At 64.1% G+C, this 22,328-nt stretch carries 26 protein-coding genes and 1 pseudogene; 13 read left to right on the top strand and 14 right to left on the bottom strand.

Annotated elements, in window-relative coordinates:
- Nucleotides 1-105: 105 nt before the first annotated feature.
- Complete coding sequence (locus tag A3A9_RS39840) at nucleotides 106-945, top strand: LytTR family DNA-binding domain-containing protein (protein ID WP_152536213.1); 840 nt, start codon at nucleotides 106-108, stop codon at nucleotides 943-945.
- Here the strand turns inward: A3A9_RS39840 and A3A9_RS0131005 are convergent.
- Nucleotides 946-1,143: pseudogene (locus A3A9_RS0131005) on the bottom strand (CHAD domain-containing protein); the annotation flags it as partial.
- Nucleotides 1,144-1,355: 212 nt separating this feature from the next.
- On the opposite strand from A3A9_RS0131005, the gene A3A9_RS0131000 reads away from it, so the two are divergent.
- Nucleotides 1,356-2,732: an adenylate/guanylate cyclase domain-containing protein gene (locus A3A9_RS0131000; RefSeq protein ID WP_027062102.1), complete on the top strand. Its 1,377-nt coding sequence runs from the start codon at nucleotides 1,356-1,358 to the stop codon at nucleotides 2,730-2,732.
- An 80-nt stretch (nucleotides 2,733-2,812) separates the two neighbouring features.
- Here A3A9_RS0131000 and A3A9_RS0130995 read toward each other — a convergent pair whose 3' ends face one another.
- Genes A3A9_RS0130995 through A3A9_RS0130985 form a run of 3 tightly spaced genes read right to left on the bottom strand, consistent with a single transcriptional unit; the run spans nucleotide 2,813 to nucleotide 5,100 of the window.
- A complete protein-coding gene (locus A3A9_RS0130995) occupies nucleotides 2,813-3,640 on the bottom strand; it encodes a hypothetical protein (protein WP_027062101.1) in 828 nt (275 codons plus the stop codon).
- Nucleotides 3,641-3,685: 45 nt separating this feature from the next.
- Nucleotides 3,686-4,630 carry a CHAD domain-containing protein gene (locus A3A9_RS0130990; RefSeq protein ID WP_027062100.1) on the bottom strand — a complete coding sequence of 315 codons (945 nt, stop codon included), beginning with the start codon at nucleotides 4,628-4,630 and terminating at the stop codon, nucleotides 3,686-3,688.
- Complete coding sequence (locus A3A9_RS0130985) at nucleotides 4,627-5,100, bottom strand: CYTH domain-containing protein (RefSeq protein ID WP_027062099.1); 474 nt, start codon at nucleotides 5,098-5,100, stop codon at nucleotides 4,627-4,629. The genes A3A9_RS0130990 and A3A9_RS0130985 overlap by 4 nt, the downstream gene beginning before the upstream one ends.
- Nucleotides 5,101-5,190: 90 nt before the next feature.
- Here A3A9_RS0130985 and A3A9_RS0130980 point away from each other — a divergent pair, with 90 nt between their 5' ends.
- Genes A3A9_RS0130980 through A3A9_RS0130965 form a run of 4 tightly spaced genes read left to right on the top strand, consistent with a single transcriptional unit; the run spans nucleotide 5,191 to nucleotide 8,919 of the window.
- Complete coding sequence (locus A3A9_RS0130980) at nucleotides 5,191-5,919, top strand: CerR family C-terminal domain-containing protein (protein ID WP_027062098.1); 729 nt, start codon at nucleotides 5,191-5,193, stop codon at nucleotides 5,917-5,919.
- The gene (locus A3A9_RS0130975; RefSeq protein ID WP_027062097.1) at nucleotides 5,916-6,869 is read left to right on the top strand and encodes an HlyD family secretion protein; all 954 of its coding nucleotides are present in this window, start codon (nucleotides 5,916-5,918) and stop codon (nucleotides 6,867-6,869) included. Before A3A9_RS0130980 ends, A3A9_RS0130975 begins: the two co-directional genes overlap by 4 nt.
- The gene (locus A3A9_RS0130970; protein ID WP_027062096.1) at nucleotides 6,866-7,786 is read left to right on the top strand and encodes an ABC transporter ATP-binding protein; all 921 of its coding nucleotides are present in this window, start codon (nucleotides 6,866-6,868) and stop codon (nucleotides 7,784-7,786) included. Before A3A9_RS0130975 ends, A3A9_RS0130970 begins: the two co-directional genes overlap by 4 nt.
- The gene (locus tag A3A9_RS0130965) at nucleotides 7,783-8,919 is read left to right on the top strand and encodes an ABC transporter permease (protein WP_027062095.1); all 1,137 of its coding nucleotides are present in this window, start codon (nucleotides 7,783-7,785) and stop codon (nucleotides 8,917-8,919) included. Before A3A9_RS0130970 ends, A3A9_RS0130965 begins: the two co-directional genes overlap by 4 nt.
- Before the next feature lie 70 nt (nucleotides 8,920-8,989).
- Here A3A9_RS0130965 and A3A9_RS43110 read toward each other — a convergent pair whose 3' ends face one another.
- The 3 genes from A3A9_RS43110 to A3A9_RS0130955 form a co-directional block, all read right to left on the bottom strand.
- The gene (locus A3A9_RS43110; protein WP_082222299.1) at nucleotides 8,990-9,085 is read right to left on the bottom strand and encodes a hypothetical protein; all 96 of its coding nucleotides are present in this window, start codon (nucleotides 9,083-9,085) and stop codon (nucleotides 8,990-8,992) included.
- 211 nt (nucleotides 9,086-9,296) lie between these two features.
- Entirely contained in the window at nucleotides 9,297-10,274 is a 978-nt protein-coding gene (locus A3A9_RS0130960) for a threonine/serine dehydratase (protein ID WP_027062094.1), read from the bottom strand.
- 312 nt (nucleotides 10,275-10,586) lie between these two features.
- Nucleotides 10,587-10,910, bottom strand: coding sequence for a hypothetical protein (locus A3A9_RS0130955; protein ID WP_027062093.1), 324 nt, complete (start codon nucleotides 10,908-10,910; stop codon nucleotides 10,587-10,589).
- Nucleotides 10,911-11,080: 170 nt separating this feature from the next.
- On the opposite strand from A3A9_RS0130955, the gene mbfA reads away from it, so the two are divergent.
- On the top strand, nucleotides 11,081-12,064 hold the full coding sequence (gene mbfA, locus A3A9_RS0130950; RefSeq protein WP_027062092.1) for an iron exporter MbfA: 984 nt from the start codon (nucleotides 11,081-11,083) through the stop codon (nucleotides 12,062-12,064).
- Between the two features lie 148 nt (nucleotides 12,065-12,212).
- Here mbfA and A3A9_RS0130945 read toward each other — a convergent pair whose 3' ends face one another.
- From A3A9_RS0130945 to A3A9_RS0130935, 3 genes are all read right to left on the bottom strand, one after another.
- A complete protein-coding gene (locus tag A3A9_RS0130945) occupies nucleotides 12,213-12,557 on the bottom strand; it encodes an antibiotic biosynthesis monooxygenase family protein (RefSeq protein WP_027062091.1) in 345 nt (114 codons plus the stop codon).
- A complete protein-coding gene (locus A3A9_RS0130940; protein ID WP_027032146.1) occupies nucleotides 12,554-12,886 on the bottom strand; it encodes an NIPSNAP family protein in 333 nt (110 codons plus the stop codon). The genes A3A9_RS0130945 and A3A9_RS0130940 overlap by 4 nt, the downstream gene beginning before the upstream one ends.
- Nucleotides 12,887-12,979: 93 nt before the next feature.
- A complete protein-coding gene (locus A3A9_RS0130935) occupies nucleotides 12,980-13,189 on the bottom strand; it encodes a DUF1127 domain-containing protein (protein ID WP_027062090.1) in 210 nt (69 codons plus the stop codon).
- 68 nt (nucleotides 13,190-13,257) lie between these two features.
- Here A3A9_RS0130935 and A3A9_RS0130930 point away from each other — a divergent pair, with 68 nt between their 5' ends.
- Nucleotides 13,258-13,932 carry an ArsR/SmtB family transcription factor gene (locus tag A3A9_RS0130930; protein WP_027062089.1) on the top strand — a complete coding sequence of 225 codons (675 nt, stop codon included), beginning with the start codon at nucleotides 13,258-13,260 and terminating at the stop codon, nucleotides 13,930-13,932.
- A 196-nt stretch (nucleotides 13,933-14,128) separates the two neighbouring features.
- Here A3A9_RS0130930 and ligD read toward each other — a convergent pair whose 3' ends face one another.
- The gene (ligD, locus tag A3A9_RS0130925; RefSeq protein WP_027062088.1) at nucleotides 14,129-16,621 is read right to left on the bottom strand and encodes a DNA ligase D; all 2,493 of its coding nucleotides are present in this window, start codon (nucleotides 16,619-16,621) and stop codon (nucleotides 14,129-14,131) included.
- Nucleotides 16,622-16,633: 12 nt separating this feature from the next.
- The gene (locus tag A3A9_RS0130920) at nucleotides 16,634-17,503 is read right to left on the bottom strand and encodes a Ku protein (RefSeq protein ID WP_027062087.1); all 870 of its coding nucleotides are present in this window, start codon (nucleotides 17,501-17,503) and stop codon (nucleotides 16,634-16,636) included.
- Nucleotides 17,504-17,879: 376 nt separating this feature from the next.
- Between A3A9_RS0130920 and A3A9_RS45390 the strand changes: the two genes are divergently transcribed.
- From A3A9_RS45390 to A3A9_RS0130900, 5 genes are all read left to right on the top strand, one after another.
- The gene (locus A3A9_RS45390; protein WP_080680878.1) at nucleotides 17,880-18,020 is read left to right on the top strand and encodes a hypothetical protein; all 141 of its coding nucleotides are present in this window, start codon (nucleotides 17,880-17,882) and stop codon (nucleotides 18,018-18,020) included.
- Between the two features lie 2 nt (nucleotides 18,021-18,022).
- Nucleotides 18,023-18,148 (top strand): hypothetical protein, encoded by a 126-nt coding sequence (locus A3A9_RS46350; RefSeq protein ID WP_275451217.1) that lies wholly within the window; start codon nucleotides 18,023-18,025, stop codon nucleotides 18,146-18,148.
- 51 nt (nucleotides 18,149-18,199) lie between these two features.
- Nucleotides 18,200-18,634 carry a thiol-disulfide oxidoreductase DCC family protein gene (locus A3A9_RS0130910; protein WP_027062086.1) on the top strand — a complete coding sequence of 145 codons (435 nt, stop codon included), beginning with the start codon at nucleotides 18,200-18,202 and terminating at the stop codon, nucleotides 18,632-18,634.
- Between the two features lie 206 nt (nucleotides 18,635-18,840).
- A complete protein-coding gene (locus A3A9_RS0130905) occupies nucleotides 18,841-19,209 on the top strand; it encodes a YciI family protein (protein WP_027062085.1) in 369 nt (122 codons plus the stop codon).
- 7 nt (nucleotides 19,210-19,216) lie between these two features.
- The gene (locus A3A9_RS0130900) at nucleotides 19,217-20,461 is read left to right on the top strand and encodes an RNA polymerase sigma factor (protein WP_027062084.1); all 1,245 of its coding nucleotides are present in this window, start codon (nucleotides 19,217-19,219) and stop codon (nucleotides 20,459-20,461) included.
- 11 nt (nucleotides 20,462-20,472) lie between these two features.
- Here the strand turns inward: A3A9_RS0130900 and A3A9_RS0130895 are convergent, their stop codons facing one another.
- Both A3A9_RS0130895 and cysK read right to left on the bottom strand, forming a co-directional pair.
- Nucleotides 20,473-21,099, bottom strand: a complete 627-nt coding sequence (locus tag A3A9_RS0130895) for a glutathione S-transferase family protein (RefSeq protein WP_027062083.1) — start codon at nucleotides 21,097-21,099, stop codon at nucleotides 20,473-20,475.
- A 121-nt stretch (nucleotides 21,100-21,220) separates the two neighbouring features.
- A complete protein-coding gene (gene cysK / locus A3A9_RS0130890; RefSeq protein ID WP_027062082.1) occupies nucleotides 21,221-22,201 on the bottom strand; it encodes a cysteine synthase A in 981 nt (326 codons plus the stop codon).
- Nucleotides 22,202-22,328: the final 127 nt, after the last annotated feature.

Genomic DNA, 22,328 nt, shown 5'->3' with positions numbered 1-22,328 from the left:
AGGCTTTCGACAAGCGCGGTATCGCTTGGCGTTGCGGTTCAACGGCACCATGCGGAGCCGCCGGCGCTGCATCAACTGCGTCTTCGGCAAGGGACGAATGGCTACGTGAAGAGCACCCTGTTGCATTCCACGCTTCGCGAAATGCAGGCATTGCTGTTCTCGCCACGCTTCTGGGGCGCGCTTCTGGCGGTGTCGGCGATCCTCGGCGTCACCGGTCCCTTCGGCACCTTCGAACAACTCGATGCCTTGCCGCGCTTTGCCTATTGGCTGGCACTGGCGCTGGCTACATTCACGGCAGGCTATCTCACAATGCGGCTGACGCTTGCTGCCGTGTTCGGCGCTGGCGGCTCGCGGCCGGTCCGCAGCATCGTTGCAGGCATCGTCTCCGGTGTCCCTGTGACGGCCATCGTCGTGCTGTTCAACCGAGCGCTGTTTGGCGGTCCTTTTCCGTCGGCCGCCGCCATTGGCGGGCTGTTCATCAACTGCGGGCTGATCGCTGTCGCGATCTCGTTCCTGGTCGCCATCGGCAGAAACGCCCAGGGCGTGGCCGGGACACAGGTCGAGCCGCCCGTAGCCGCGCGGCCAGCTGCGGTCACCCCACCGTCATTGCCGCCGCAAGCACCGCAGCCGACGCGGCCGCCGCTGGTTGATCGTCTGCCGCATGCGGCCCGCGGAAAACTTCTCTACCTCTCCATGCAGGACCACTATGTCGAGGTGCACACCGACAGAGGGACATCGCTGGTGCTGATGCGGTTGGCCGACGCCATCCGCGAGGTCGGCGACGTCAACGGCGTGCAGATCCACCGCTCACATTGGGTGGCGCTGGATGCCGTCGCCGGCAGCCGGCGCAAGGACGGCAAGCCGTTCCTGCGGCTTGTCGACGATGCGCTGCTTCCGGTCAGCCGCTCTTACGCCGACGCGGTTCGCAAGGCTGGACTGCTCTGATTATCCGGCTACGACAGGCGTGCCGGCGTCATCACCGGAGCCGGCAAGATCATCACGCGCCTTGCGGGCGAGCTTCTTCGTCGAGTGTTTGGGGCTATCGCCGAACAGTTCGGCCGCCTCGGCAAGACATGACTTCCTCAAGCTCTTTTCCGAACGCTTCAAGAGCTTGCCAAGCAGCTTTGTGTCCTCGCGCGGGCCCCAGCGACTCACCGCTCCGGCGGCGCCGACCGCCACCATTCGCCACCAGCTTGCCGCCCGGACCAGCGATGCCGACCGCGCCCATAAGGCGCGTTGGGATAGAACAGATCCGGCACCAACATTCATGATAGAATTCGCACACTGATTTGCCAGACTGTAGAGGGCGGGTTTGCCGAATGCGTGACTCACCCCCGTGAAATCGAAGTGATCCTATGCCGACCGCACCAACACTTGAACGTCGCCGCTATTCGCGCCTGAAAAATCTGCGGGAGCGCGCAGAACGCCAGGGGGCTGCATTGCAGTTCTGGGCGCGTACGACATCGCTCGCCGTGATCTTCTGCTTCTTTGCATTGATCAGCCGCTGGGATGCCGCACTGCTCTTCGTGCTGGCGGGCCTCGTGCTGTTCCAGCTCGTCGGCCTGATCCAGTTTCTCTTTGCGCGCCGTCGTACGGCGCCATGGTGGATCGGTTACCTCGTCGGTACGCTGGACATCATTCTGTTGACCATTCTGCTGGTAACGCCCAACCCGTTTTCCCTGGAGGTCGCGCCGGCCGCGATGCAACTGCGCGAGGGCAGCTTCAAATTCCTGCTGATTTTCGTATGCCTTGGCGCGCTGACCCTTTCGACACGATTGGCGCTCTATCTCGGCGCGCTCGCGGCCTTGATGTGGGCGATGGGGGTGGGGTGGGTGATTTTTCATCCGGGAACCGTCATTCCGGCGACGAACCTCTATTCGCTGCCGGTGAAGGAGCGACTGAACCTCTATCTCAACCCCAATTTCGTCGATACATTCGCACAGGCGACCAACGTGTTGGTTGTGCTGATTATCGGCGCGATCATGGCGCTGGTCGTCTCTCGTTCCCGACGTCTGTCGGAAGACTATGTCAAGGCAGAGCGCGCCCGCGCCAATCTCGCCCGGCATTTTTCGCCCAACGTCGTCGACCAGCTCGCCACGGATGACGAGCCCTTCGGCCCGGTCCGCCGGCAGGATATCGCGGTGCTGTTCGCCGACATCGTCGGCTTCACACACTATTCCGAGGATCATCCGGCCGAAGCAGTGTTCGAACTTCTGCGTCAGTTCCACCGTCGCATGGAGCAGGTCGTTTTCGACCACCATGGCACCGTCGATAACTATATCGGCGATTGCATCATGGCGACATTCGGGGTTCCGCAAGCCAGCCATGACGACGCGACTCGCGCCATCCAGTGCGCGGAAGCGATGATCGCCACTCTCGAAGACTGGAATGTGCAGCGGGTTTCCAAGGGATATCCGCCGCTGGACGTTCGAATCGGTGTCCAATATGGCGCAGTCGTCCTCGGCGCGGTCGGCAGCGAGCGCAATCTGTCCTTCGCGGTGGTGGGCGACACCGTCAACGTCGCCAGCCGTCTGCAGGCGCTCTGCCGTGAGCTTAAGGCGAATATTTGCTTTGGGTCACGACTGATTGAGGCCGCGAAGGCGGAATCGCCCAAGACACAGTTGAATGCGCGCGATCATGGACCGGTGAGCATCCGCGGCCGGGACGAACCGGTCCATGTCTGGGTCGAACACATAGCCGAAAACCAAGGCGCTGTTGCGGTTTCGGCATGATGTAGGCCGCGATGTGAAACGCCTGCACCTCGGCCGGATGGCCGCGCTATAGGGGCATGTCCTGACCCAGGCCGAAGCCATCACGTGTCTGAGGCGATTGCTCCAGCCTTTGCGGCTTCGGCGTCTGTGCTTGCCTTGTCGTCCCAGACCATCTGCCGGTAGTCGAAACCATATTCCAGCGTCGGCTTGACGATGCGGAAAAACGGCGACAGGTCGAAATCGCGCGGCGTGTAGAGCGAGTGGTGGCGAATGTGCAGGATTTCCTTGCGCATATAGGTCGACTGCGCCGAGGCGCGGCCGGGGGCTCGGGTGATCTCGGGCAGGATCGGGTAGTGGATCTGGCCATAGGCCTCGGCAATGAGCGAGGAGCAGATGGCCCGCGTCGGGTCGCCGGAACCGAAGGCCAGCATGCGGCGGCGCCAGCGCACCGGCACCGGCGGCGTCGGCAGGAAATAGCGCAGCATGTCGAAAATGTTCTTGAGGTCGTATTTCAGGCCAAGCTTGCCGATCATGAAGGCGACGACCTTGTCGCGGTCCTCCGGCGCCAGCCCGCTCGCCCGGCAGATGCGGGTGTTGTAGGTGCGGTAGCGCGACAAGGGTACGGCGACACAGCCTTCGCCCATCGTGACCTCGATGAGCCGCAGCCGCTCCGTTCCATCTTGCGGCTCGGGCAAGGCATCGCCGACATAGAAGGCTGCGTGCGACCAGGTCGACTGGGTGAGGTACTTGATCACCGCCGAAATCTTCTGGTTGCCCTCGATCAGCAGGATGTCGCCCGGCTCCAGCGTGCGGCGCAGCGTCTCGGCATCGGACGGGGTATAGGGCTCATAGCCGGAGGATTCTTCCTGCAGCCGGCCGGCAAGCCAGCGGCCAAGTCGGTCCAGGAGCGTGTCGCCGGGCTGGGTCATGCCATCTGGCGATTACCATATACAGGCGCCAGGGCGCCAGACGCGTCAGCTGGCCGCGGCGCTCGTGTCCTCCAGCGGCGGAGCGCCGGCAAGATCGTCGCGCGCCTTGCGGGCGAGCTTCTTCGTCGAGTGCTTGGGGCTGTCGCCGAACAGCTCGGCGGCTTCGGCAAGGCAGGATTTCCGCAAGCTCTTTTCCGAGCGTTTGAGCAGCTTGCCGAGAAGCTTTGTGTCCTCGCGCGGCCCAAGCGGCTCGCCGTCAGCCTCGACCAGGGCGCGCAGGACGAACAGATCATGCAATTCGCCAAGCCGCTCGCCCAATGCATCGACCGCCTTGCGCCGCGCCTTGATCGGCGTCGGCCACAGCCTGCCCAGCAGCGACAGGTGCATGCCATGCGTCTTGGCCGCCTTGCGCAAATCGTGGAAATCGTCGGCTTCGCCGCGTGTACTGGCTCTGTCCAGCGCCTTTTTGGCACGGCGCAGAGTGACGCGGGCGCCTTCGGCAAGCACGTCGGCGGCCTGTTCCGGCTGGTCGGGCAAGGCCAGGCTTTCGATCCGCTTCATGCCGTCTTCGCAAGCGGCGACCGCCGCGCCGATCGCGGCTTGGAGGCCGGCGCCTTCATGCAGGTCGTGCTGGCGAGCGATCAGCCTGTCGCGCACGGCATCGAGCCCGCCATCGGCGCTCTCCTTGGGAAAGTCGGCCGCGAGCCGGTCGATGGTCTCGATCAGCGCCGTCGCTTCGCGGGGGCCGGCAAGCAGCGCCGCCACGTTGCGATAGCACTGATTTTCCGTCGTGCAGAATGTTTCGTCACCGGAATGAACCAGCCGCAGCAAGGCACGCGCGCTTTTCAGCCGCTTGCGGCATTTGTGCAGCCCCTGGTCCGGCCGACCGCGCGCCGCATCCAGATGCAGCAGCGCCCTGCCGATTTCCTCGGCAAGGATGCGCCTGACCTCGCCGGTCAGCGGCAGGCGCGGGTCGATGCGAAAGCTCATGCGGCGATCTCCGGAATCCCCCCGAGGGCGAGCGACGCGTTGTAGAATTTCTGCTCGCCGGTCACTTCCCGGCCGAGCCAGTCTGGAAGCATTTCCTCCGGCACGTCGTCCGGCGTCTCGAGTTCGGCCACCACAAGTCCCGCGAGCGCACCGCCAAAGACGTCGACTTCGTAGAGATAGCCGCGATGCCTAACATGATGACGTGTCTTCTCGATGACACGCCCAATGGCGAAATCCAGCATCTCCACGGCCTCCGCCAAGGGGATCGGGTATTCGAATTCGTCACGCTCTCGCGCGCTGCTGCCGAACTTGAGTGTCAGCTTGGCGGAAGCGCCGTCGCTGATGCGGATGCGGACGGTTCGGCCGGGTGCGGTGGCGAGATAGAACTGGAGAATGCGGATATCCGCCTCGACCAGATCCCGCCAAGCGGTGCTGGAAACCAGGAACTTGCGCTCGACTTCCTTGCCCATGGCCGCGCACTAAAGCGGTTGGCGCCCGAGATGGCAAGGCGGCTCGGCGCACAAGTTGACTTTAATCAATCGTTTGATTAAAAGTCTGAAATGATCAAGCCAACCACCCCTGAAGCGTCACGTCGCGAATCATCTCCCGCCGACCTGACCCGCGCGGCCCTTGTGCGCGCGGCCCTGAAACTGTTCGGCCGGCAGGGTTTCGACGGCACCTCGACCCGCCAGATCGCGGCCGAAGCGCAAGCCAATATCGGCTCGATCGCCTATCATTTCGGCGGCAAGGAAGGCCTCCGCGCTGCTGCCGCCGACTTTATCGTCGAGACCATCCAGACAATCGCTGGCCAAGCATTTGGCGCCGGCCAGGCGTTCGGCAAAGTCCAAGCTCCTGCGGAATCGGGGAGCCCGGAGGCGGCACGAGCGCAACTCTTCGCGGTGCTGGAGCGGATGGTCAGCTTCGTCGTGGCCAGCCCGCAGGCTGGCGAGATCGTGCAATTCGTATTGCGCGAACTGTCGCATCCGACGGCGGCGCTCGACCGCATCTATGACGGCGTCTTCGAGCCGACGCATCGCCGGCTTTGCCAGATCTGGGAACAGGCGACCGGCGAGCCGGCCGAAAGCGAACGAACCCGGCTCACCGTATTCACGCTGATCGGCCAGGTCATCTACTTCCGCATCGGCCGCGAGGCGGTGATGCGCCGCATGGGCTGGCACGACATCGGCGCCGCCGAGGCGGCCAAGGTGGTGTCCGCTGTATCAGACAACCTCAGCGCCATACTGGCCTCCCGGATGGGATCAAAACCCCGAATCGGATCAAAACAATGAGTTTCCTCTGCGCCTTGCCGCTTGCCGCTCAACTCTTCGGCGCCTGCGCCCCCGCGTCTCCCCTGGCTGTCGGCTATGTCGAGGGCGACTATGTGCTGCTGGCGCCCATCGAGGTGGCGCAGGTCGAGACGGTCACCGTGAAGCGCGGCGACCGCGTTACGCCGGGCACGACCGTGGTGACGCTGGAAAATGCCGATGCCAGGATCGCGGTGGCGCAAGCCGAAGCCGGTCTTGCACAGGCGCAGGCGCAGCTTGCCGACCTGCAGGTCGGCAAGCGGCCGGAAGAGATCGCGGTGCTGAAGGCCGAGGTCGACATGGCGAGAGCCCAGGCCGCCGACGCCAAGCGCAAATACGACCGCGCCGCCGATCTGTTCAAGCGTGGCGCCGGCACGCAGGCCGACTACGACACCGCCTCGGCAACGCTGGAGACGGCAGAAGCCCAGGTCGGCCAGGCCGAGGCCAATCTCGCCGTCGGCGGCCTGCCGGCGCGACCCGAGACGATCAAGGCCGCCGACAACCAGGTCAAGCAGGCGCAGTCCACACTGGAGCAAGCGCAATGGCGATTGTCGAAACGGGTGCTGGCGGCACCCTCGCCCGGCCGCGTCAACGACGTCATCCGCAATCCCGGCGACACCGCCGGCCCGACCGCGCCGGTCATCTCGATGCTGCCCGACGGCGCGGTGAAGCTCAGCGTCTACATACCCGAGGCCGCCTTCTCCTCGGTCAAGGTCGGCAGCCTGCTCAGCGTCCATTGCGATGGTTGCGGCCCTGACGTGAAAGCGCGCGTCAGCTATGTCTCGCCCGACCCGGAATTCACCCCGCCGGTGATCTATTCCCTGGAGAACCGGCAGAAGCTGGTCTATCTCGTCGAGGCGCGGCCGGAGGGCGACGCCGGCCCATTGCAGCCCGGCCAGATCGTCGACGTCGATCTTGCGGAAACGGCAAAATGAACGCCATCGACGTTCATGGCCTGGTCAAGCGGTTCGGCGACAAGACGGTCGTCGACCACGTGACGATGTCGGTCGCCGAAGGCGAGATCGTTGGCTTCCTTGGCCCCAACGGTTCGGGCAAGACCACCACCATCCGCATCATGTGCGGCCTGCTGACCCCGGACGAGGGCGAAGGCACGGTGCTGGGCTTCAACATCCGCACCGACTCGCTGATGATCAAGCGCGAAGTCGGCTACATGACGCAGAAATTCTCGTTCTACGAGGATCTGACGATTGGCGAGAACCTGCAATTCGTGGCGCGGCTCTACCGGCTGAAACCGGTCGAGGAGTATGTCGCCAGGACGCTCGATGAACTCGGCCTGACGTCACGCCGCAACCAGTTGGCCGGCACATTGTCGGGTGGCTGGAAGCAGCGGCTGGCGCTCGCCGCATGCATCATGCACAAGCCGAAACTGCTGCTGCTCGACGAGCCGACAGCCGGTGTCGATCCGAAGGCGCGGCGCGAATTCTGGGACGAGATCCACCGTCTCGCCAGCGGCGGGCTGACCGTGCTGGTCTCCACCCACTACATGGACGAAGCCGAGCGCTGCCACCGCATCAGCTACATCTCCTACGGCAAGATGCTGGCCACCGGCACCGTCGCCGAGGTGGTGAAGAATGCCGGCCTGACCACCTTCGTGCTGCAGGGTCCGCAACTCGCCAAGGTGGCCGAAGAGCTGCAGGGCCGCCCCGGCGTCGACCAGGTGGCGCCGTTCGGCGCGACGCTGCATGTCGTCGGTTCCGACAGGAAGAAGCTCGAAGCAGCCCTTGCCGACGTCGAGAAGGAGCACAAGGGCGTCACGGTGGCGCCGGGCGAAACCAGCCTGGAGGACGTCTTCATCCAGTTCATGTCGGGTTCGAAGGACAATATGGCATGAACGGCATCTTTTCTTTCGCCAGGCTCGGCGCGCTGCTGATCAAGGAATTCATCCAGATGCGGCGCGACCGCATCACCTTCGCCATGATGCTGGGCGTGCCGCTGATCCAGCTGGTGCTGTTCGGCTACGCCATCAACAACGATCCGAAGAGCCTGCCGGCGGCGCTGGTGGCGACCAGCAGCGATCCCTACACCCGCGCCATTGTCGCGGCGCTGCAGACCACCGGCTATTACCGCTTCGACCATGTCGCGCAAAGTGCCGCCGAGGCCGAGTTCCTGATATCGCGCGGCGACGTCGCCTTCGTCGTCACCATCCCCGCCGATTTCGCCAGGCGGGTGGAGAGCGGCGAAAATCCGCAGATCCTGATCGAGGCCGACGCCACCGATCCGGCGGTGGCCAGCGGTGCCATCTCCACGCTCGGCACCGTCGCCAGCCAGGCGCTGCTCAGGGCCCAGGGCATGCAGGAGGCGGCGGCCGAGGCGGCCAGGGGCCAGCTCGATGTCGTGGTGCATCGGCGCTACAATCCCGAAGGCATCTCGCAATACAACATCGTCCCTGGCCTGCTCGGCGTCATCCTGCAGATGACCATGGTGATGATGACCTCGATCGCGCTGACGCGCGAGACCGAGCGCGGCACGATGGAGAACCTGCTCGCCATGCCGTCGAGCCCGCTCGAGATCATGATGGGCAAGGTGCTGCCCTATCTGGCGGTCGGCGCCGTGCAGGTGGTGGTGGTGCTGGCGGCGTCGAAACTTCTGTTCGCCATCCCCTTCACCGGGTCGATGTCGCTGCTCTTGTCGGCGGTGCTGGTGTTCGTGCTGTCATTGGTGCTGCTCGGCTATACGATATCGACGATCGCGCGGACGCAGATGCAGGCTTTGCAGCTGACCTTCTTCTTCTTCCTGCCGTCGATCATGCTGTCGGGCTTCATGTTCCCCTATCGCGGCATGCCGGATTGGGCCCAGACCTTCGGCGAAATCTTCCCGCTGACGCATTTCCTGCGCATCACCCGCGCTGTCATGCTGAAGGGCGCGGAGTTGCCGGCAGTTGCAACCGAGATCGGCTGGCTGGTGGTGTTCGTGGCGCTGTTTGCCGGGGTTGCGCTGGTGCGCTTCAGGCGAACACTCGACTGACCGGCGCCGCGCGGAGCCGGTTCAAGAAACCTCTGGCACGGCAGGAAAGCCGCGCTACAGCAGCCCGCGTCTACGGCTCACACGGGTTGGAGGGCGTGCACCCCGCCGTCACGGCCGAGAGCTTTTCGCGCTTGATCAGCCTTGGCTTTTCGTAGGTTCTTTTCATGCTGTCTCCGGTCTCAACAAACGATCATCACCGATGACGACAGCCGAATCGTAAAACGGCACCGAATAGCCCGCATCTCCCGCGCGGCAGATGGCAGCCCTGTCGAACTGCGCCGATAGTGGGCATGGCGGAGAAGACAAAACCCAGGAGATGCGCCCGGTAGTTCGCTGGTCACCCGCGCATCCCAGAGGCGCGCGAGTGTCTCAAGCGATCACACAGCCGCCATGATCTCGGCATAGGTGCCGAAATCGACATTGCCGCCCGACAGCACCACGGCGACGCATCTGCCTGACAGCTCGATCTCGCCCGATGACAGCGCCGCAAGCGCGACGCAGCCGCCCGGCTCGACCACCAGCTTCAGATAGGCCATGGCATCGCGCATCGCCTGCGCGGTCGCTTGGTCGGACACGGCGATGGCGCCGGCAAGGTTCCTGCGGTTGATCTCGAAGGTAATGGCGCCCGGCTCGGCGGTCAGGATCGCGTCGCAGATCGAGCTGTAACCCGGTTCGTTGGAAACCCGGGCACCGGCGGCCAGCGAGCGGCGCGTGTCGTCGAAATGCTCGGGCTCCACGGCCCAGACCGCGGTGCCTGGCGAGGCATCCTTGACCGCGACGGAAATGCCGCTGGTCAGGCCGCCGCCGCCGCAGGGAATGACGACCGCGTCGAGGTTGACGCCGAGTGCTTTCGCCTGCCGCATCAGCTCGAGGCCGATCGTGCCCTGGCCGGCAATGATGGCCGGATCGTCGAAGGGCGGCACCAATATCATGCCGCTTTCGATGTAGGGGCGAACCACGGTCATGCGGTCGTCGCGAAAACGGTCGAACGGCACCACCTCGGCGCCCATTTTGCGGACATTGCCGATCTTCATCGCGGGCGCGTCCGCCGGCATGGCGATGACCGCCTTGACGCCGAACATGGCGGCCGAAGCGGCCACCCCTTGCGCATGATTGCCTGAGGAAAACGCGACGACGCCCCGGCTGCGCTCCGCCTCGCTCAGCGACGACAGCTTGTTGTAGGCACCACGGAACTTGAACGAGCCGGTGCGCTGCAGCGTTTCCGGCTTGAACAGGATGCGCCCGCCGAAACGCTTGTTCAGCTCAGCCGATTCGATCAGGGGAGTTTCGAGGATCAGGCCCGAAAGCCGCGCGGCGGCGGCGTGGATGTCAGCGATGCCGGGAGGGGTGGTCATGGTGGATCCTGTGGCGATGTGATCCGGCCATGGTGCACGCAAAGGGCTGCGCGATGCCAACGAAAAGATGTGATGGTTACAAAGTTTGGCGATTGTGATGAGGTGCCAAGTGTCGCTAGCGTTGCGGCCGGCACACCCCTCTGTCCTGCCGAACATCTCCCCCGCAAGGGGGGAGATTGGCAGTTTCGAGGCAGCCGCCTTTCTTGCGGCGTAGAGATTGGCGAAGGCAAAAAATGAAGTCCGATCTCCCCCTTGCGGGGGAGATGGCCGGCAGGCCAGAGGGGGGTGCTGTCCCGCTAACCTATCGCAAATTTAGCCAAGCAACGTCCTTTGCCTCTTCGACCCGCCCAGCTTGCGCCAGTTGTTGAACCGATGGCTGGCGGCGGCAAAGGAGATCTTCATCTGCTGGGCGACCGAATAGCGCGACTTGCCCTCGTCGAACATGCGGTAGCAGCACTCGACACCTTCCTCCGTCAGCTTGCCGTCCTGCGCCTTGTTGTGCGGATTGGCGGGGTCGAATTTTTCGACCTGCTGCTCGACCAGGCCTTTCAGGCGTTGCAGGTCAGCCTCGATGCTGGCGATGAGATCGAGAACGGGCTTGGGGTCATAGGGGTGCGGGGGCTGTTTTGCCGTCATCTCTGGGTTCCTTTTGGCTTGGACAAATATATAGGTGAACCTTCACTGATAATGAAGGGGTGCGGAATGCGCTGGGCTTCAACAATTCTTGACCGCGACCCAAGCGCGCAATTGACCAAAGGTCTGCAAATCCCTACTTTAGAATTATTCTAAACTAGGGTGATTTCCTCATGCTTTCCCGTGTTTTCGGCTTCGGCCGCCGCCCCTTCGAGACGCTTTCCGAACAGGAGATCCTGGCGCTGGCCATTTCATCCGAGGAAGATGACGGGCGCATCTACCGCGCCTATGCCGACGGGCTGGCGGAAAGTTTTCCGCAATCGGCAAAAGTGTTCGAGGAGATGGCCGAGGAAGAGGACGGCCATCGCGACGCGCTGATCGAGCTCTTCCGCAAGCGGTTCGGCGAGCGCATTCCGCTGATCCGGCGTGAACATGTGAAGGGTTATTATGAACGCAAGCCCGACTGGCTGGTGAGGCCGCTCGGTATCGAGCATGTGCGCCGCCAGGCCGAGGCGATGGAGCGGCGCGCCTATCTCTTCTATGTCGAGGCGGCCAAGCGCACCACCGATGCCTCGACCAGGAAGCTTCTTGATGATCTGGCGGCGGCCGAGCAGAGCCACGAGACATCGGCGCAGCGGCTGGAGCAGAAGCATGTGCCGGGCGCGGTCAAGGATGAGGAAGCCAGCGCCGAGCAGCGCCAGTTCATCCTCACTTATGTCCAGCCGGGTCTCGCCGGATTGATGGACGGCTCGGTCTCGACGCTGGCGCCGATCTTCGCCGCCGCCTTTGCCACGCACGACACCTGGCAGACGCTGCTGGTCGGTCTCGCCGCCTCGATCGGCGCCGGCATTTCGATGGGCTTCACCGAAGTCGCGTCCGACGATGGCAAACTGTCGGGCCGCGGCTCACCGATCAAGCGCGGCTTGACCGTCGGCATTATGACGACATTGGGCGGCCTCGGCCACGCGCTGCCCTATCTCATCCCGAGCTTCTGGACGGCGACGGGTGTTGCAGCGGTGGTGGTGTTCTTCGAATTATGGGCCATCGCCTTCGTCCAGAACCGCTACATGCAGACCCCGTTCCTGCGCGCCGCCTTCCAGGTGGTGCTGGGCGGTGCACTGGTGTTCGCGGCCGGCGTGCTGATCGGGAATGCTTGAGGGCCAAGCCCCCTCACCCAGCCTCCGCTTCGCTCGGCTGACCTCTCCCCGAGGGGAGAGGAGACTACGAGCGCCAGCGCCAGCCTCTTCTCCCCTCGGGGAGAAGGTGGCCGCGTAGCGGCCGGATGAGGGGGCTGGCGCCACGCTGTCATCCATTCACCGCCCGGCTATCCGCCGGCGCCTCATCCCTTTCCGTCAGCCCATAATCCCGCACCACATGCGCGATGCGCAGTCGATAGCCGGCAAAGATACCGCCGCGACCGGCTTGCTGCGCTTGCCGGTGTTCCTCGGTGGTGCGCCAGGCCTTCACCGCTTCCTCGTCGCGCCAGAATGACAGCGACAGGATGCGGTTGGTGTCGGCCAGGCTCTGGAAGCGCTCGATCGAGATGAACCCGTCGATGCCGTCGAGCAGCGGCCGCAGCTCGGCGGCGATGCCGAGATACGCATCGCGCCGGCCCTCCGCGGGCTGCACCTCGAAGATGACGGCGATCACGGCAGCACCAGTTTCGCGTGTGGTCCCGAGACGTGCCTTAGAAACATGCGGTCCTCCTTGAGGATGAAGCGTTCACGCTTGGCGAACTCATAGTTTGCCTTGCCGGCGGGATCGGCGGCAAGCCGGGCCCGATAGGCTTCGTAGGCCGCCAGGCTTTCGATGTTGTAGGCGGCATAGGCTGTCGTCGCCGAGCCTTCATGCGGCGCATAATAGCCGATCAAATCGGCGCCGCAGCGCGGAATGGCCTGGCCCCAGTTGCGGGCATACTCTTCGAAGGCAGCCTTGCCGAACGGGTCGATCTCATAGCGGATGAAGCAGGTGATGGTCATGGTCGTCTCCTTGAAGGGTGTGATTTCGCGTCCATAGTTCGAGCGGCGTCGAAACATTGTGCCGCCCGATCTGCTAGGCAATTCCCTTGCGGGTCATGCCCGCCAGAAGGACTTTGCGCATTCGCGGCGCACGTCCTCCGGTGTCAGGCCGAGGTCGCGCAGCAGGTGGTCGTCGATCTCCGAGAGGTCACGGCGTTGCAGGTAACGGTCATACCAGCGGGCCAGCAGTCGCGAGCGGACCCAGCTAATGAACGGGAAGGATTGGCGGCCGGGGAACGGGGTGAAGGTGGTTCGTGCGGTCATCGTCGTCTCCTTGATCTGGTCGGAGAATAGTGCTTATCTGACAAGAATGCTTCGATGAGGAACGAACTATGCGTGAAGGACCTGACATCGCCCGTATCGCCAGCCTGGTCGGCGACCCGGCCCGCGCCAACATGCTGAACGCGCTGATGGGCGGCACGGCGCTGACGGCAAGCGAACTGGCGCTGGAAGCCGGAGTCTCGCTGCCGACCGCAAGCTCACATCTGTCGAAGCTGATGGAAGGCGGGCTGCTGACCCTGGCGAGCCAGGGTAGGCATCGCTACTACGGCCTCGCCGGACCCCAGGTGGCGGGCATGATCGAGGCCATCACCGGTGTCGCGGAAGCCGTTGGCCCCAAGCGTGTGCGGCCGGGTCCGCGCGACGGCGCCATGCGCGTCGCCCGCGTCTGCTACGATCACCTTGCCGGGGAGCAGGCGGTGACGATGCTCGACCGGCTGGTCGAGAAAGACATCCTGCTGCGTGACGACAAGGAGATCAGGCTCGGACCGTCGGCGGTATCGCATTTCGCGGCCATAGGCATCGATGTTGGCGCCAAGCCGCGCCGCCCGGTATGCCGCGCCTGTCTCGACTGGAGCGTGCGCCGTTCGCACCTCGCCGGCACGCTGGGCGCCGCCATCCTCGACAAGATCCTGTTGGAGAAATGGGCAAGGCGGGAAAAAGACAGCCGCGCGGTGGTGTTTTCGCCGCCGGGGAAACAGGCGTTCGAGAGGGTGTTTTTGGGCTGATGGATTGCGGAGACGTCGGCGGGACAGCGCCCCTCTCTGCCCTGCCGGGCATCTCCCCTCAAGGGGGAGATTGGCTGCTTCATCGTCTCGCTCGCCTTACAGCGTTGATAGTTGGCGAAAGCGCTGGAGGGGGAGATGGCCGGCAGCCCAGAGAGGGGGCGTGAAGGATCGCAACGCTGCCAATTGGCGCGGTGAACTACCCCCGCTTCAACATCTTCCCCTGGTGGAAAAACCCCTTCCACGGATCGGCTTCCGCCAACTTCGCCAGCGTCGTCTTGTCGCCGATTGGAAAAGCATTCGGCGCCAGCCCGGCCTCGATCTCGGCCCAGGTAACCGGCATCGATACCGTCGCGCCCTTCTTGGCGCGAGACGAATAGGGCGCGACCGTCGTCGAGCCCCTGCCATTGCGCAGATAGTCGACGAAGATTTTTCCGGTGCGCGCCTTCTTCGACAGCGTCGCCGTGTAGCGGTCAGGGGCACCTTGTTCGAGCGCCTTGGCGAAATCATGGGTGAAGGTTTTCACCGCCTCCCAATCCGCCGACGGCTTAAGCGGCACCAGCACATGATAGCCTTTGCCGCCCGATGTCTTGACGAAGTTCGGCAGCGACAGTTCGTCGAGCTTGCTCCTGATGTCGAGCGCCGCCTCGCGCACTGCTTTCACCTCGACGCCTTCGTCGGGATCGAGATCGAAGATGATCTGGTCCGGCTGCTCCAGCTTGTCGATCGTGCAGCCCCAGATGTGGATCTCGACCACGCCGTACTGGACTAGTGCCGCAACGCCGTCGAAATCCCGGATGAACAGGATCTCCTCGCCATCTGTCGGATCCTTCATGCGCGCGATCTTGTCGCTCATGCCGGCCGAGGCGTGTTTCTGGAAAAAGCGCGGTCCGCCGACGCCGTCCGGCGCCCGCACCAGGCTGAGCGGCCGGTTGACGACGAACTGCTCCATGCGCGGCCAAACCTGCTCGTAATGGTCGAGCAGGCCCTGCTTGGAGATTTTCTCCTCGGGCCACAGCAGCTTGTCGGGGTGGGAGAGTTTGACCGTCGTCATCGCACCGGCGGATTTGCCGGTGCCGCCTGACGCCGGCTTGGCCTTGCTTGTCGCTGCCTTCGGCTTTTCCTGCACAACGTCCTCCGCCGGCTTGTCCTCGCGCAATCCCTGGAACGAGGCATGGCGTATTATACGGTCGGAGGTCCAGCTGCGAAACTCCACTTCGCCGACAAGCTCCGGCTTGACCCAAACCAGTCCCTTGCCCCTCGGCACGGCCGCGTCGAAAGGCGAATCCTGCGCCTTCAGCGCATCTAGCTTCTTCTTCAGCTCATTCGCACCCTTGGTGGAGAAGCCGGTGCCGACGCGGCCGGCGTAGTGCAGTTTGCCGTCTTCATGAAAGCCGACCAGCAGCGAGCGCAGCCCGCGCCCGGTCTTGTCCGACAGCAGATAGCCGCCGATGACGAATTCCTGGCGTGCCGTGCATTTCGACTTCACCCATGTCGGGCCGCGCCCGCTGCGATAGGGCGCGTCGGCACGTTTGGAGACGACGCCTTCCAGCCCCATGCGGCAGGCATGTTCCAGCATGATCTTGCCGGGTTCGGAAAAGTGGTCGGAGAAACGCACCGCTGGATTGTCCGGCTGCTTGCCGAGCAGCTCCTGCAAGGTCTGCTTGCGCTCGACCAGGGGCTCGGTGCGCAAATCCTTGCCGTCGAGGCGCATGATATCAAAGACGTAGTAGATGAAGCGGTTAGTCCGCTTCGCCGACAGATCCTGCTGCAGCAACGCGAAGGAAGAAACACCGCTATCGGCCAGCACGACGATCTCGCCATCGATGATGGCGTCGCTGCATTTCAGCCCTGCCAGTTCGGCCGCGATTTCGCCGCCGAATTTCTCCGTCCAGTCGAGGCCGGTGCGGGTCAGGAGCCGCACATCCGTGCCGGCGATCTGCGCCTGCATGCGATAGCCATCGAATTTCACCTCGTGCAGCCAATCCTTGCCGCCGGGTGCATCCCGCTCCAGCGTCGCAAGTTGCGGTTCGATGAAGCCGAGTTTGCGGCTCGTATCCTTCGCCTTGGCGGCAGCCGGCTTGTTGGAATGCCAGACCTTTGGCTTCTCGCCCTTGGCCGCCTTGCCCTCGCCGACCTCCTCGATCGTCAGGCCGGACTTCACCGATTCCGGCGCCTCCTTCAGAATGTCGCCGCCGGGGCGTGCGGCGGCATCGTCCGACTTGATCAGCAGCCAGTTGTCGCGTTTCTCGCCCGCCCTCGGCTTCAGCCGCACCAGGTGCCACAGCCCATGCAGCTTCTGGCCCTTGAGCTCGAAGCTGATATGGCCCTTCTTCATCGCCTTGGCCGGGTCAATTTCGGGCATCCATGTGCCCTCGTCCCAGACGATCACTGAACCGCCGCCATATTCGCCCTTGGGGATCGTGCCCTCGAAGGCGGCATAGTCGATCGGATGGTCCTCGACATGCACGGCGAGCCGTTTTTCGTGCGGATCGAGGCTGGGGCCGCGCGTCACCGCCCAGCTCCACAGCACGCCGTCATGCTCGAGGCGAAAATCGTAGTGCAGCCTTGTCGCGGCATGTTTCTGGATGACGAAGATGCCGCCGGCTTTCGTGCCGCGGACAACCTTGCCGGCCGGCTCCGACGTCTTCTTGAAATCGCGCTTGGCGTGATACGGCTCGAGGCTTGCCATGGCGTGGTGTCCTCAAGCCGATTTGCGCTTGGGTGCAGCCGCTTTCGACTTGCCGCGTTTGGCTGCCGGCTTGGCTTTCGCGGCCGACGTTTTCGGTGAGCCTGAATCCGACGACAGGCTCTTCTTCAGCGCGTCGAACAAATTGACGACATTGGAGGGCTTCGGCGCCGCCTTGGCCGCCGGTACCTTGTGACCGGCCTTCTTGGCGCGGATCAGTTCGAGCAGGGCGTCCTCATATTTGTCGTCGAATTTCGAGGGGTCGAATTTCGCTTTCTTCTTGTCGATGATCAGTTCGGCGAGATCCGTCATCTCCTGGTCGGTCTTCACCGCTTTGATCTCGCCGAACACGCTGTCCGGCTGGCGCACCGTGTTGTCGTAGCGCAGCGTCGTCAGCACCATGCCCTTGCCGAGCGGCTCGATGACCACCGGACGTTCCCGGTTGTAGAGCACGATACGCGCCAGCCCGGCCATCTTCTTGCCGGCCATGGCATCGCGGATGACGGCGAAAGCCTCCTCCGACACCTTGTCGGCCGGCGCGACGTAGTAGGGCGTATCGAGATAGATCTGCTGGATCGAGGCTTTGTCGATGAAACCGTCAAGGCTCATCGTGTGCGAGGATTCGATCTGCACTGCCTCGATCTCGTCTTCATCGATATGGACGAAATCGCCGTCGTCGAGTTCATAGCCCTTTATCTCGTCGCCATCGCCTAGCGGCTTGCCGGTCTCGGCATCGACATAGATGCGCTTGACCGTGTTGCCGGTCTTGCGGTTCAGCACCCTGAACGAGACCTTTTCGGTATGGGTGACGACATTGGTCAGTTCGACGGCACAGGTGACCAGCGACAGCTTCAGATAGCCCTTCCAGGCAGGACGCGGCGCCATGGCAATTTCCCTTCGGCCATAAGATGAAGGTGAGAACGGACAGGCCCCGTTCCAGTTCCGTGATCGCACGACGTTGGGGACGCAAAGGTAAGTTCCCGCGTCGCGGCGGCCAGAATGGAAATTTTACGGGCGAGGCAAAAATTGAAACACAACCGCGCGCAGGCGACATTCAAACGAAACATATGTGATGCAAAAGTCACATTGGGCGCAATGCCGACGAACTGCACGGAAAGACCCCGAATCAGCCGCATTCCGGCCACGAACCACGGCCTTTTCGACCAGATATTAACATCGTGTTCACCGACTATTCACGCCTCGACGCTATGATGCCCGCAATCGGAAGGGACATCCGAAAATCGGGACAGGGACAGGGTAAATGAACTTCCTTACGCACCTCATCGGCTATGCCGCCGCCATCCGCGAATTCATCGCGCCGACCTATCGGCCGGAGCGTTATTACATGCGCGGCCCGGGTCCGGCTTGCGCCCGTCGCGGCACCTCGCTGGGTGCGCACTGACCATGACGTTCGAGAACCGCCACAACAGCCGTATCTGCAGGCCGGGCACCGAGACCCGCGCCACCGCCTACCGTTCCGAGCGCCCCGCGCTCGCCGACAGGCGGCGTGCGACATCGCCACGTCTTTGATCCCGCCTCCGGCTGGCTTAGTGTCCCAGGACATGAGCAGCCGAGGCCCGCGTGACCGAGCCAAACCGTCCCTCTGAACCCTTCGATGCAAACCATCCGCTGATTGTCTTCGACGGCGTCTGCGTGCTCTGCTCCGGCTTCGCGCGCATGGTGGTCAGGCTCGACCGCCAAGGCCGCTTCCGCTTCGCCACCGCGCAATCGCCCCTCGGCGAGGCGCTGTTCAGGAAGCATGGACTGCGCACGGACTCCTACCAAACCAATCTCGTCCTCATCGACGGTACCGGCTTCACCCACCTCGACAGCTTTGTCGCCGTCATGTCGGAACTCGGCTGGCCATGGCGCGCGGCCAAGGTGCTGTTGCTGCTGCCACGCCCGCTCCGCAACTGGCTGTACAATCGCATCGCCAAAAATCGCTATGCTTTGTTCGGCCGGAAAGACAGTTGCGACATTCCATCGGCCGCGCTGAGAGGACGGCTCCTTGGCTAGATGTTTGGTCCCGGCATTTGGCGGGCTGGATCGAGTCGTGGCCGTTTAGGCTCTTTGCGGACGGTCGATGTGCATGCGGTGATGGCTTGCACCATGCCCGATCAAGGTTGAAAGATTTTTTCGCGGCCTGTCGAAATCGGCCACTGCCGCGCGACATACGTCTGGCCCCGCAAGGACGCGGCCTTCCAAACCACGGGAGAACACCCATGCGATACATACTTTTGATCAATGGCGACGAAGCCGCGCTGGCGAAAACGCCGGTCGACCAGCTCCAGCAGATGAGCGCGGCCTATACCGCCTATACCGAAGCGTTGAAGAAATCCGGCGTATGGCTGGCTGGCGAGCGACTGCGCCCGACCCAGGCGACCACCTCGGTGCGGATCGCCGACGGTAAGACCCATGTGATCGACGGCCCCTATGCCGACACCAAGGAGCAGCTTGCCGGCTTCTACATGATCGAGGCGGCTGACATCGACACCGCCATCGAATGGGCGGCGCGCTGTCCGGCGGCCAGCACCGGCACTGTCGAGCTGCGCCCGATCTGGGAATTGGCCGACTACATGCCCCAGAAATGACGACGTAATGGACAGTCGCCCGGAGATCGCCCGGGCGGCCGCCGAGGCCGCCGCCCGGCAGAGTTATGGCAAGCTGGTCGCCTGGCTCGCGGCGCGCACGCGTGACGTGGTCGCCGCCGAGGATGCGCTGGCCGATGCCTTTGCCGCGGCGCTCGAACGCTGGCCGCGAACCGGCGTGCCTGAAAAGCCGGAAGCCTGGTTGTTTGCAGTGGCGCGGCGGCGCCGTGTGGATTCGGTTCGCCGGCGGCTCACCCGGGAGGCGGCCCGTGATCATCTCAAGCTGATCGCCGAAGAGATGGAGGCGCGCATGACCGACGAAGACCTGCCCGACGAACGGTTGCGGCTGATGTTTGCCTGCGCGCATCCGGCGATCGAACCTGGTGTGCGGGCGCCGCTGATCCTGCAGGCCGTGCTGGGCTTCGATGCCGCCACGATCGCCTCCGCCTTCCTGGTCTCACCGGCAACGATGGGCCAGCGCCTGGTGCGCGCCAAGACCCGTATCCGCGAAACCGGCATTCCGTTCCGCGTGCCGGAGCGGGCCGAACTCGGCGAACGGCTGGATGCCGTGCTGGAGGCGATCTATGCCGCCTTCGCCGAAGGCTGGTCGGATCCGGCCGGCACGGAGACTAGGGCGCGCAACCTCGCCACCGAAGGCATCTGGCTTGGCCGCCTGGTGGCCACGCTGATGCCGCAAGAGCCGGAAGCGCTTGGCCTGCTGGCGCTGATGCTGTTTGCCGAGGCGCGCCGCACCGCCCGGCGCAGCGCCGATGGCGACTTCGTGCCGCTGGCGGAGCAGGATTGCGCGCTGTGGGATCGCGCCCTTATCGATGAGGCAGAGGCGCTTCTGTCCCACGCCGCGGCGTGCGGCGCCATCGGCCGCTACCAGCTCGAGGCGGCCGTACAGTCGGCCCATGCAGCGCGCCGGCTGACCGGCCGTACCGACTGGGTTGCGATCCGCGAACTCTACGACGCGCTGTTTTCGATCGCCGGATCGCCGGTGGTGGCGATCAACCGCGCGGTGGCGCTCGCCGAGACTGAGGGCGCCGTGGCGGGGCTGGCGGCGCTTTATGTGCTGGGCGACGACAAGCGGCTCAACGAGTATCAGCCCTATTGGGCGGCGCGGGCCGGTCTCCTGGCCAGGCTGGGCCAGGTGCCACAGGCAAGCGATGCCTATGACCGCGCGATCGGCCTCGAGCGCGATCCGGTGGTGCGCCGGTTCCTGCAGGGCAAAAGGGCAATGCTGCGAAATTGAGCCTCGCCTGCTCAGCCGGGCCACATCTCGTGCGACGTGTTGAGGGTCTTCATCAGGGGATGGTCGCGCAACCGGGCCCATAGACGTTCGATATCAGGCCATGCCGGGCGTGCGCGATCGATGTCGGGATGCCAGGCCACCAGCATGACGAGATAGATGTCGGCCAGGGACATTGCCTCGCCCACCAGCCAGTCACGGCCTTGCAGGGCGGTATCGAGAACGGCGAAGCCACGGTCCATCTCGGCGATTGCCGCCTGTTGGACGGCTTTGGTGCCGTCGGCGTCGGCGGTGTAGCGATGGGCGTAATACAGCCGCAGCACCGCCGGGTAGAGCACCGACGACATGAAGGCCATCCAGCGCAGGAACTCGGCACGGGCCGGCGCGTCGACCGCCGGCGCCAGGCCGGCATCGGGATGGCGCTCGGCAAGCAGGATGCAGATCGCCGCCGATTCGGTCATCGAGCTTCCGTCCGGCAAGGTCAGCACCGGCACCTGGTTCAGCGGGCTGATGTCGAGGAAGGCCGGATCGGGCCGGTCGGATTTCGGCACGTCGATCTGCTCGAATGGTGCGTTCGCCAGCGCCAGCGCCGCTTCGACGACGAAGCCGCCGCTGCCCGGACGGGTGTAGAGCTTGTACATGAAATTCTCCCCCGGCCCGAACAGAGCGGGCCGACAGGGATATGAACCGGAAGCGATGCGCTGCTCAAGCCGGTGGCGGGCGCCACCGGCGGTTTTTCAAAGGGCCAGCAGCAGCGCCGAGCTACGCGCCGAGCCCTTCAAACAGGATCGTCGACAGATAACGCTCGGCGAAGGAGGGGACGATCACCACCAGGGTCTTGCCCTTGTTCTCCGGCCGCGAGCCGACGACGATCGCCGCTTGTAGCGCGGCACCTGACGAGATGCCGACCGGCACGCCTTCGAGGCGGGCGACGAGACGCGCATTGGCGACCGAATCCTCGTTCGAGACTTTGACGATCTCGTCATAGATCGTGGTGTCGAGGATCTTTGGCGCAAAGCCGGCGCCGATGCCCTGGATCTTGTGCGGGCCGGGCTGGCCGCCCGACAGCACCGGCGAGGCTTCCGGCTCGACGGCGATGATCTGCACCGAGGGCTTGCGCTTCTTCAGCACCTGTCCGACGCCGGTGATGGTGCCGCCGGTGCCGATGCCGGCGACAAGGATGTCGACCTCACCCTGCGTGTCGTTCCAGATTTCCTCGGCCGTCGTCGTACGGTGGATTTCCGGATTGGCGGGGTTTTCGAATTGCTGCGGGATGATGGCGTTGGGGATCGTCGCGGCCAGCTCGTCGGCCTTGGCGATGGCGCCCTTCATGCCTTTCGGGCCTTCGGTCAGCACCAGTTCGGCGCCGAGCAGCGCCAGCATCTTGCGGCGCTCGACCGACATCGTTTCCGGCATGGTCAGGATCAGCTTGTAGCCCTTGGCGGCGGCGGCGAAGGCGAGCGCGATGCCGGTATTGCCCGAGGTCGGCTCGACCAGTGTCGTCTTGCCGGGCGAAATCTTGCCGGCCGCCTCCAGCGCCTCGATCATCGCCACGCCGATGCGGTCCTTGACCGAGGCGATCGGATTGAAGAATTCGAGCTTGGCCACGAGCTTGGCGACGATCCCCTTCTCCTTGGCGAACTTGTCGAGCCGGACCAGCGGCGTGTCGCCGATCGTGTCGGTGATGGAATTGTAGATGCGGCCGCGGCCAGGGACGCGGGCGGAGGTGACGGGCTTGTTCATTGGTTTCGCTCCCAGGATTTCAGGCAAGTGGCGGCAAGATAGGGCCTTCGATCGTGCAAGATAGACCGACGACGGGAAATATCCGAGTGGGGCCTGTGTCTAAAACGTCATCGCCCCGGAAAAGGGT

The organism is Mesorhizobium loti CJ3sym (genome assembly GCF_000472785.1).
Classification (GTDB): Bacteria; Pseudomonadota; Alphaproteobacteria; order Rhizobiales; family Rhizobiaceae; genus Mesorhizobium; species Mesorhizobium loti_E.
Note: the sequence above shows the minus strand (reverse complement) of the source record. Positions and strands in the feature narration are given on the sequence as shown.

What these genes read in the sequence shown, in the direction of transcription:
- cysK (WP_027062082.1), bottom strand. Translation starts at nt 22,201, where the DNA reads ATGAACAAGCCCGTCACCTCCGCCCGCGTCCCTGGCCGCGGCCGCATC.
- A3A9_RS0130940 (WP_027032146.1), bottom strand. Translation starts at nt 12,886, where the DNA reads ATGACCATCACCTGCTTCATCCGCTATGAGATCGACCCGTTCGGCAAG.
- A3A9_RS0130960 (WP_027062094.1), bottom strand. Translation starts at nt 10,274, where the DNA reads ATGACCACCCCTCCCGGCATCGCTGACATCCACGCCGCCGCCGCGCGG.
- A3A9_RS0130995 (WP_027062101.1), bottom strand. Translation starts at nt 3,640, where the DNA reads ATGACCCAGCCCGGCGACACGCTCCTGGACCGACTTGGCCGCTGGCTT.
- A3A9_RS0130985 (WP_027062099.1), bottom strand. Translation starts at nt 5,100, where the DNA reads ATGGGCAAGGAAGTCGAGCGCAAGTTCCTGGTTTCCAGCACCGCTTGG.
- A3A9_RS0130920 (WP_027062087.1), bottom strand. Translation starts at nt 17,503, where the DNA reads ATGGCGCCGCGTCCTGCCTGGAAGGGCTATCTGAAGCTGTCGCTGGTC.
- mbfA (WP_027062092.1), top strand. Translation starts at nt 11,081, where the DNA reads ATGCTTTCCCGTGTTTTCGGCTTCGGCCGCCGCCCCTTCGAGACGCTT.
- A3A9_RS0130980 (WP_027062098.1), top strand. Translation starts at nt 5,191, where the DNA reads ATGATCAAGCCAACCACCCCTGAAGCGTCACGTCGCGAATCATCTCCC.
- A3A9_RS0130895 (WP_027062083.1), bottom strand. Translation starts at nt 21,099, where the DNA reads ATGTACAAGCTCTACACCCGTCCGGGCAGCGGCGGCTTCGTCGTCGAA.
- A3A9_RS43110 (WP_082222299.1), bottom strand. Translation starts at nt 9,085, where the DNA reads ATGAAAAGAACCTACGAAAAGCCAAGGCTGATCAAGCGCGAAAAGCTC.
- A3A9_RS0130905 (WP_027062085.1), top strand. Translation starts at nt 18,841, where the DNA reads ATGCGATACATACTTTTGATCAATGGCGACGAAGCCGCGCTGGCGAAA.
- A3A9_RS45390 (WP_080680878.1), top strand. Translation starts at nt 17,880, where the DNA reads ATGAACTTCCTTACGCACCTCATCGGCTATGCCGCCGCCATCCGCGAA.
- A3A9_RS0130935 (WP_027062090.1), bottom strand. Translation starts at nt 13,189, where the DNA reads ATGACCGCACGAACCACCTTCACCCCGTTCCCCGGCCGCCAATCCTTC.
- A3A9_RS0130900 (WP_027062084.1), top strand. Translation starts at nt 19,217, where the DNA reads ATGGACAGTCGCCCGGAGATCGCCCGGGCGGCCGCCGAGGCCGCCGCC.
- A3A9_RS0130955 (WP_027062093.1), bottom strand. Translation starts at nt 10,910, where the DNA reads ATGACGGCAAAACAGCCCCCGCACCCCTATGACCCCAAGCCCGTTCTC.
- A3A9_RS46350 (WP_275451217.1), top strand. Translation starts at nt 18,023, where the DNA reads ATGACGTTCGAGAACCGCCACAACAGCCGTATCTGCAGGCCGGGCACC.
- A3A9_RS0131000 (WP_027062102.1), top strand. Translation starts at nt 1,356, where the DNA reads ATGCCGACCGCACCAACACTTGAACGTCGCCGCTATTCGCGCCTGAAA.
- A3A9_RS0130930 (WP_027062089.1), top strand. Translation starts at nt 13,258, where the DNA reads ATGCGTGAAGGACCTGACATCGCCCGTATCGCCAGCCTGGTCGGCGAC.
- ligD (WP_027062088.1), bottom strand. Translation starts at nt 16,621, where the DNA reads ATGGCAAGCCTCGAGCCGTATCACGCCAAGCGCGATTTCAAGAAGACG.
- A3A9_RS0130975 (WP_027062097.1), top strand. Translation starts at nt 5,916, where the DNA reads ATGAGTTTCCTCTGCGCCTTGCCGCTTGCCGCTCAACTCTTCGGCGCC.
- A3A9_RS0130970 (WP_027062096.1), top strand. Translation starts at nt 6,866, where the DNA reads ATGAACGCCATCGACGTTCATGGCCTGGTCAAGCGGTTCGGCGACAAG.
- A3A9_RS0130990 (WP_027062100.1), bottom strand. Translation starts at nt 4,630, where the DNA reads ATGAGCTTTCGCATCGACCCGCGCCTGCCGCTGACCGGCGAGGTCAGG.
- A3A9_RS0130965 (WP_027062095.1), top strand. Translation starts at nt 7,783, where the DNA reads ATGAACGGCATCTTTTCTTTCGCCAGGCTCGGCGCGCTGCTGATCAAG.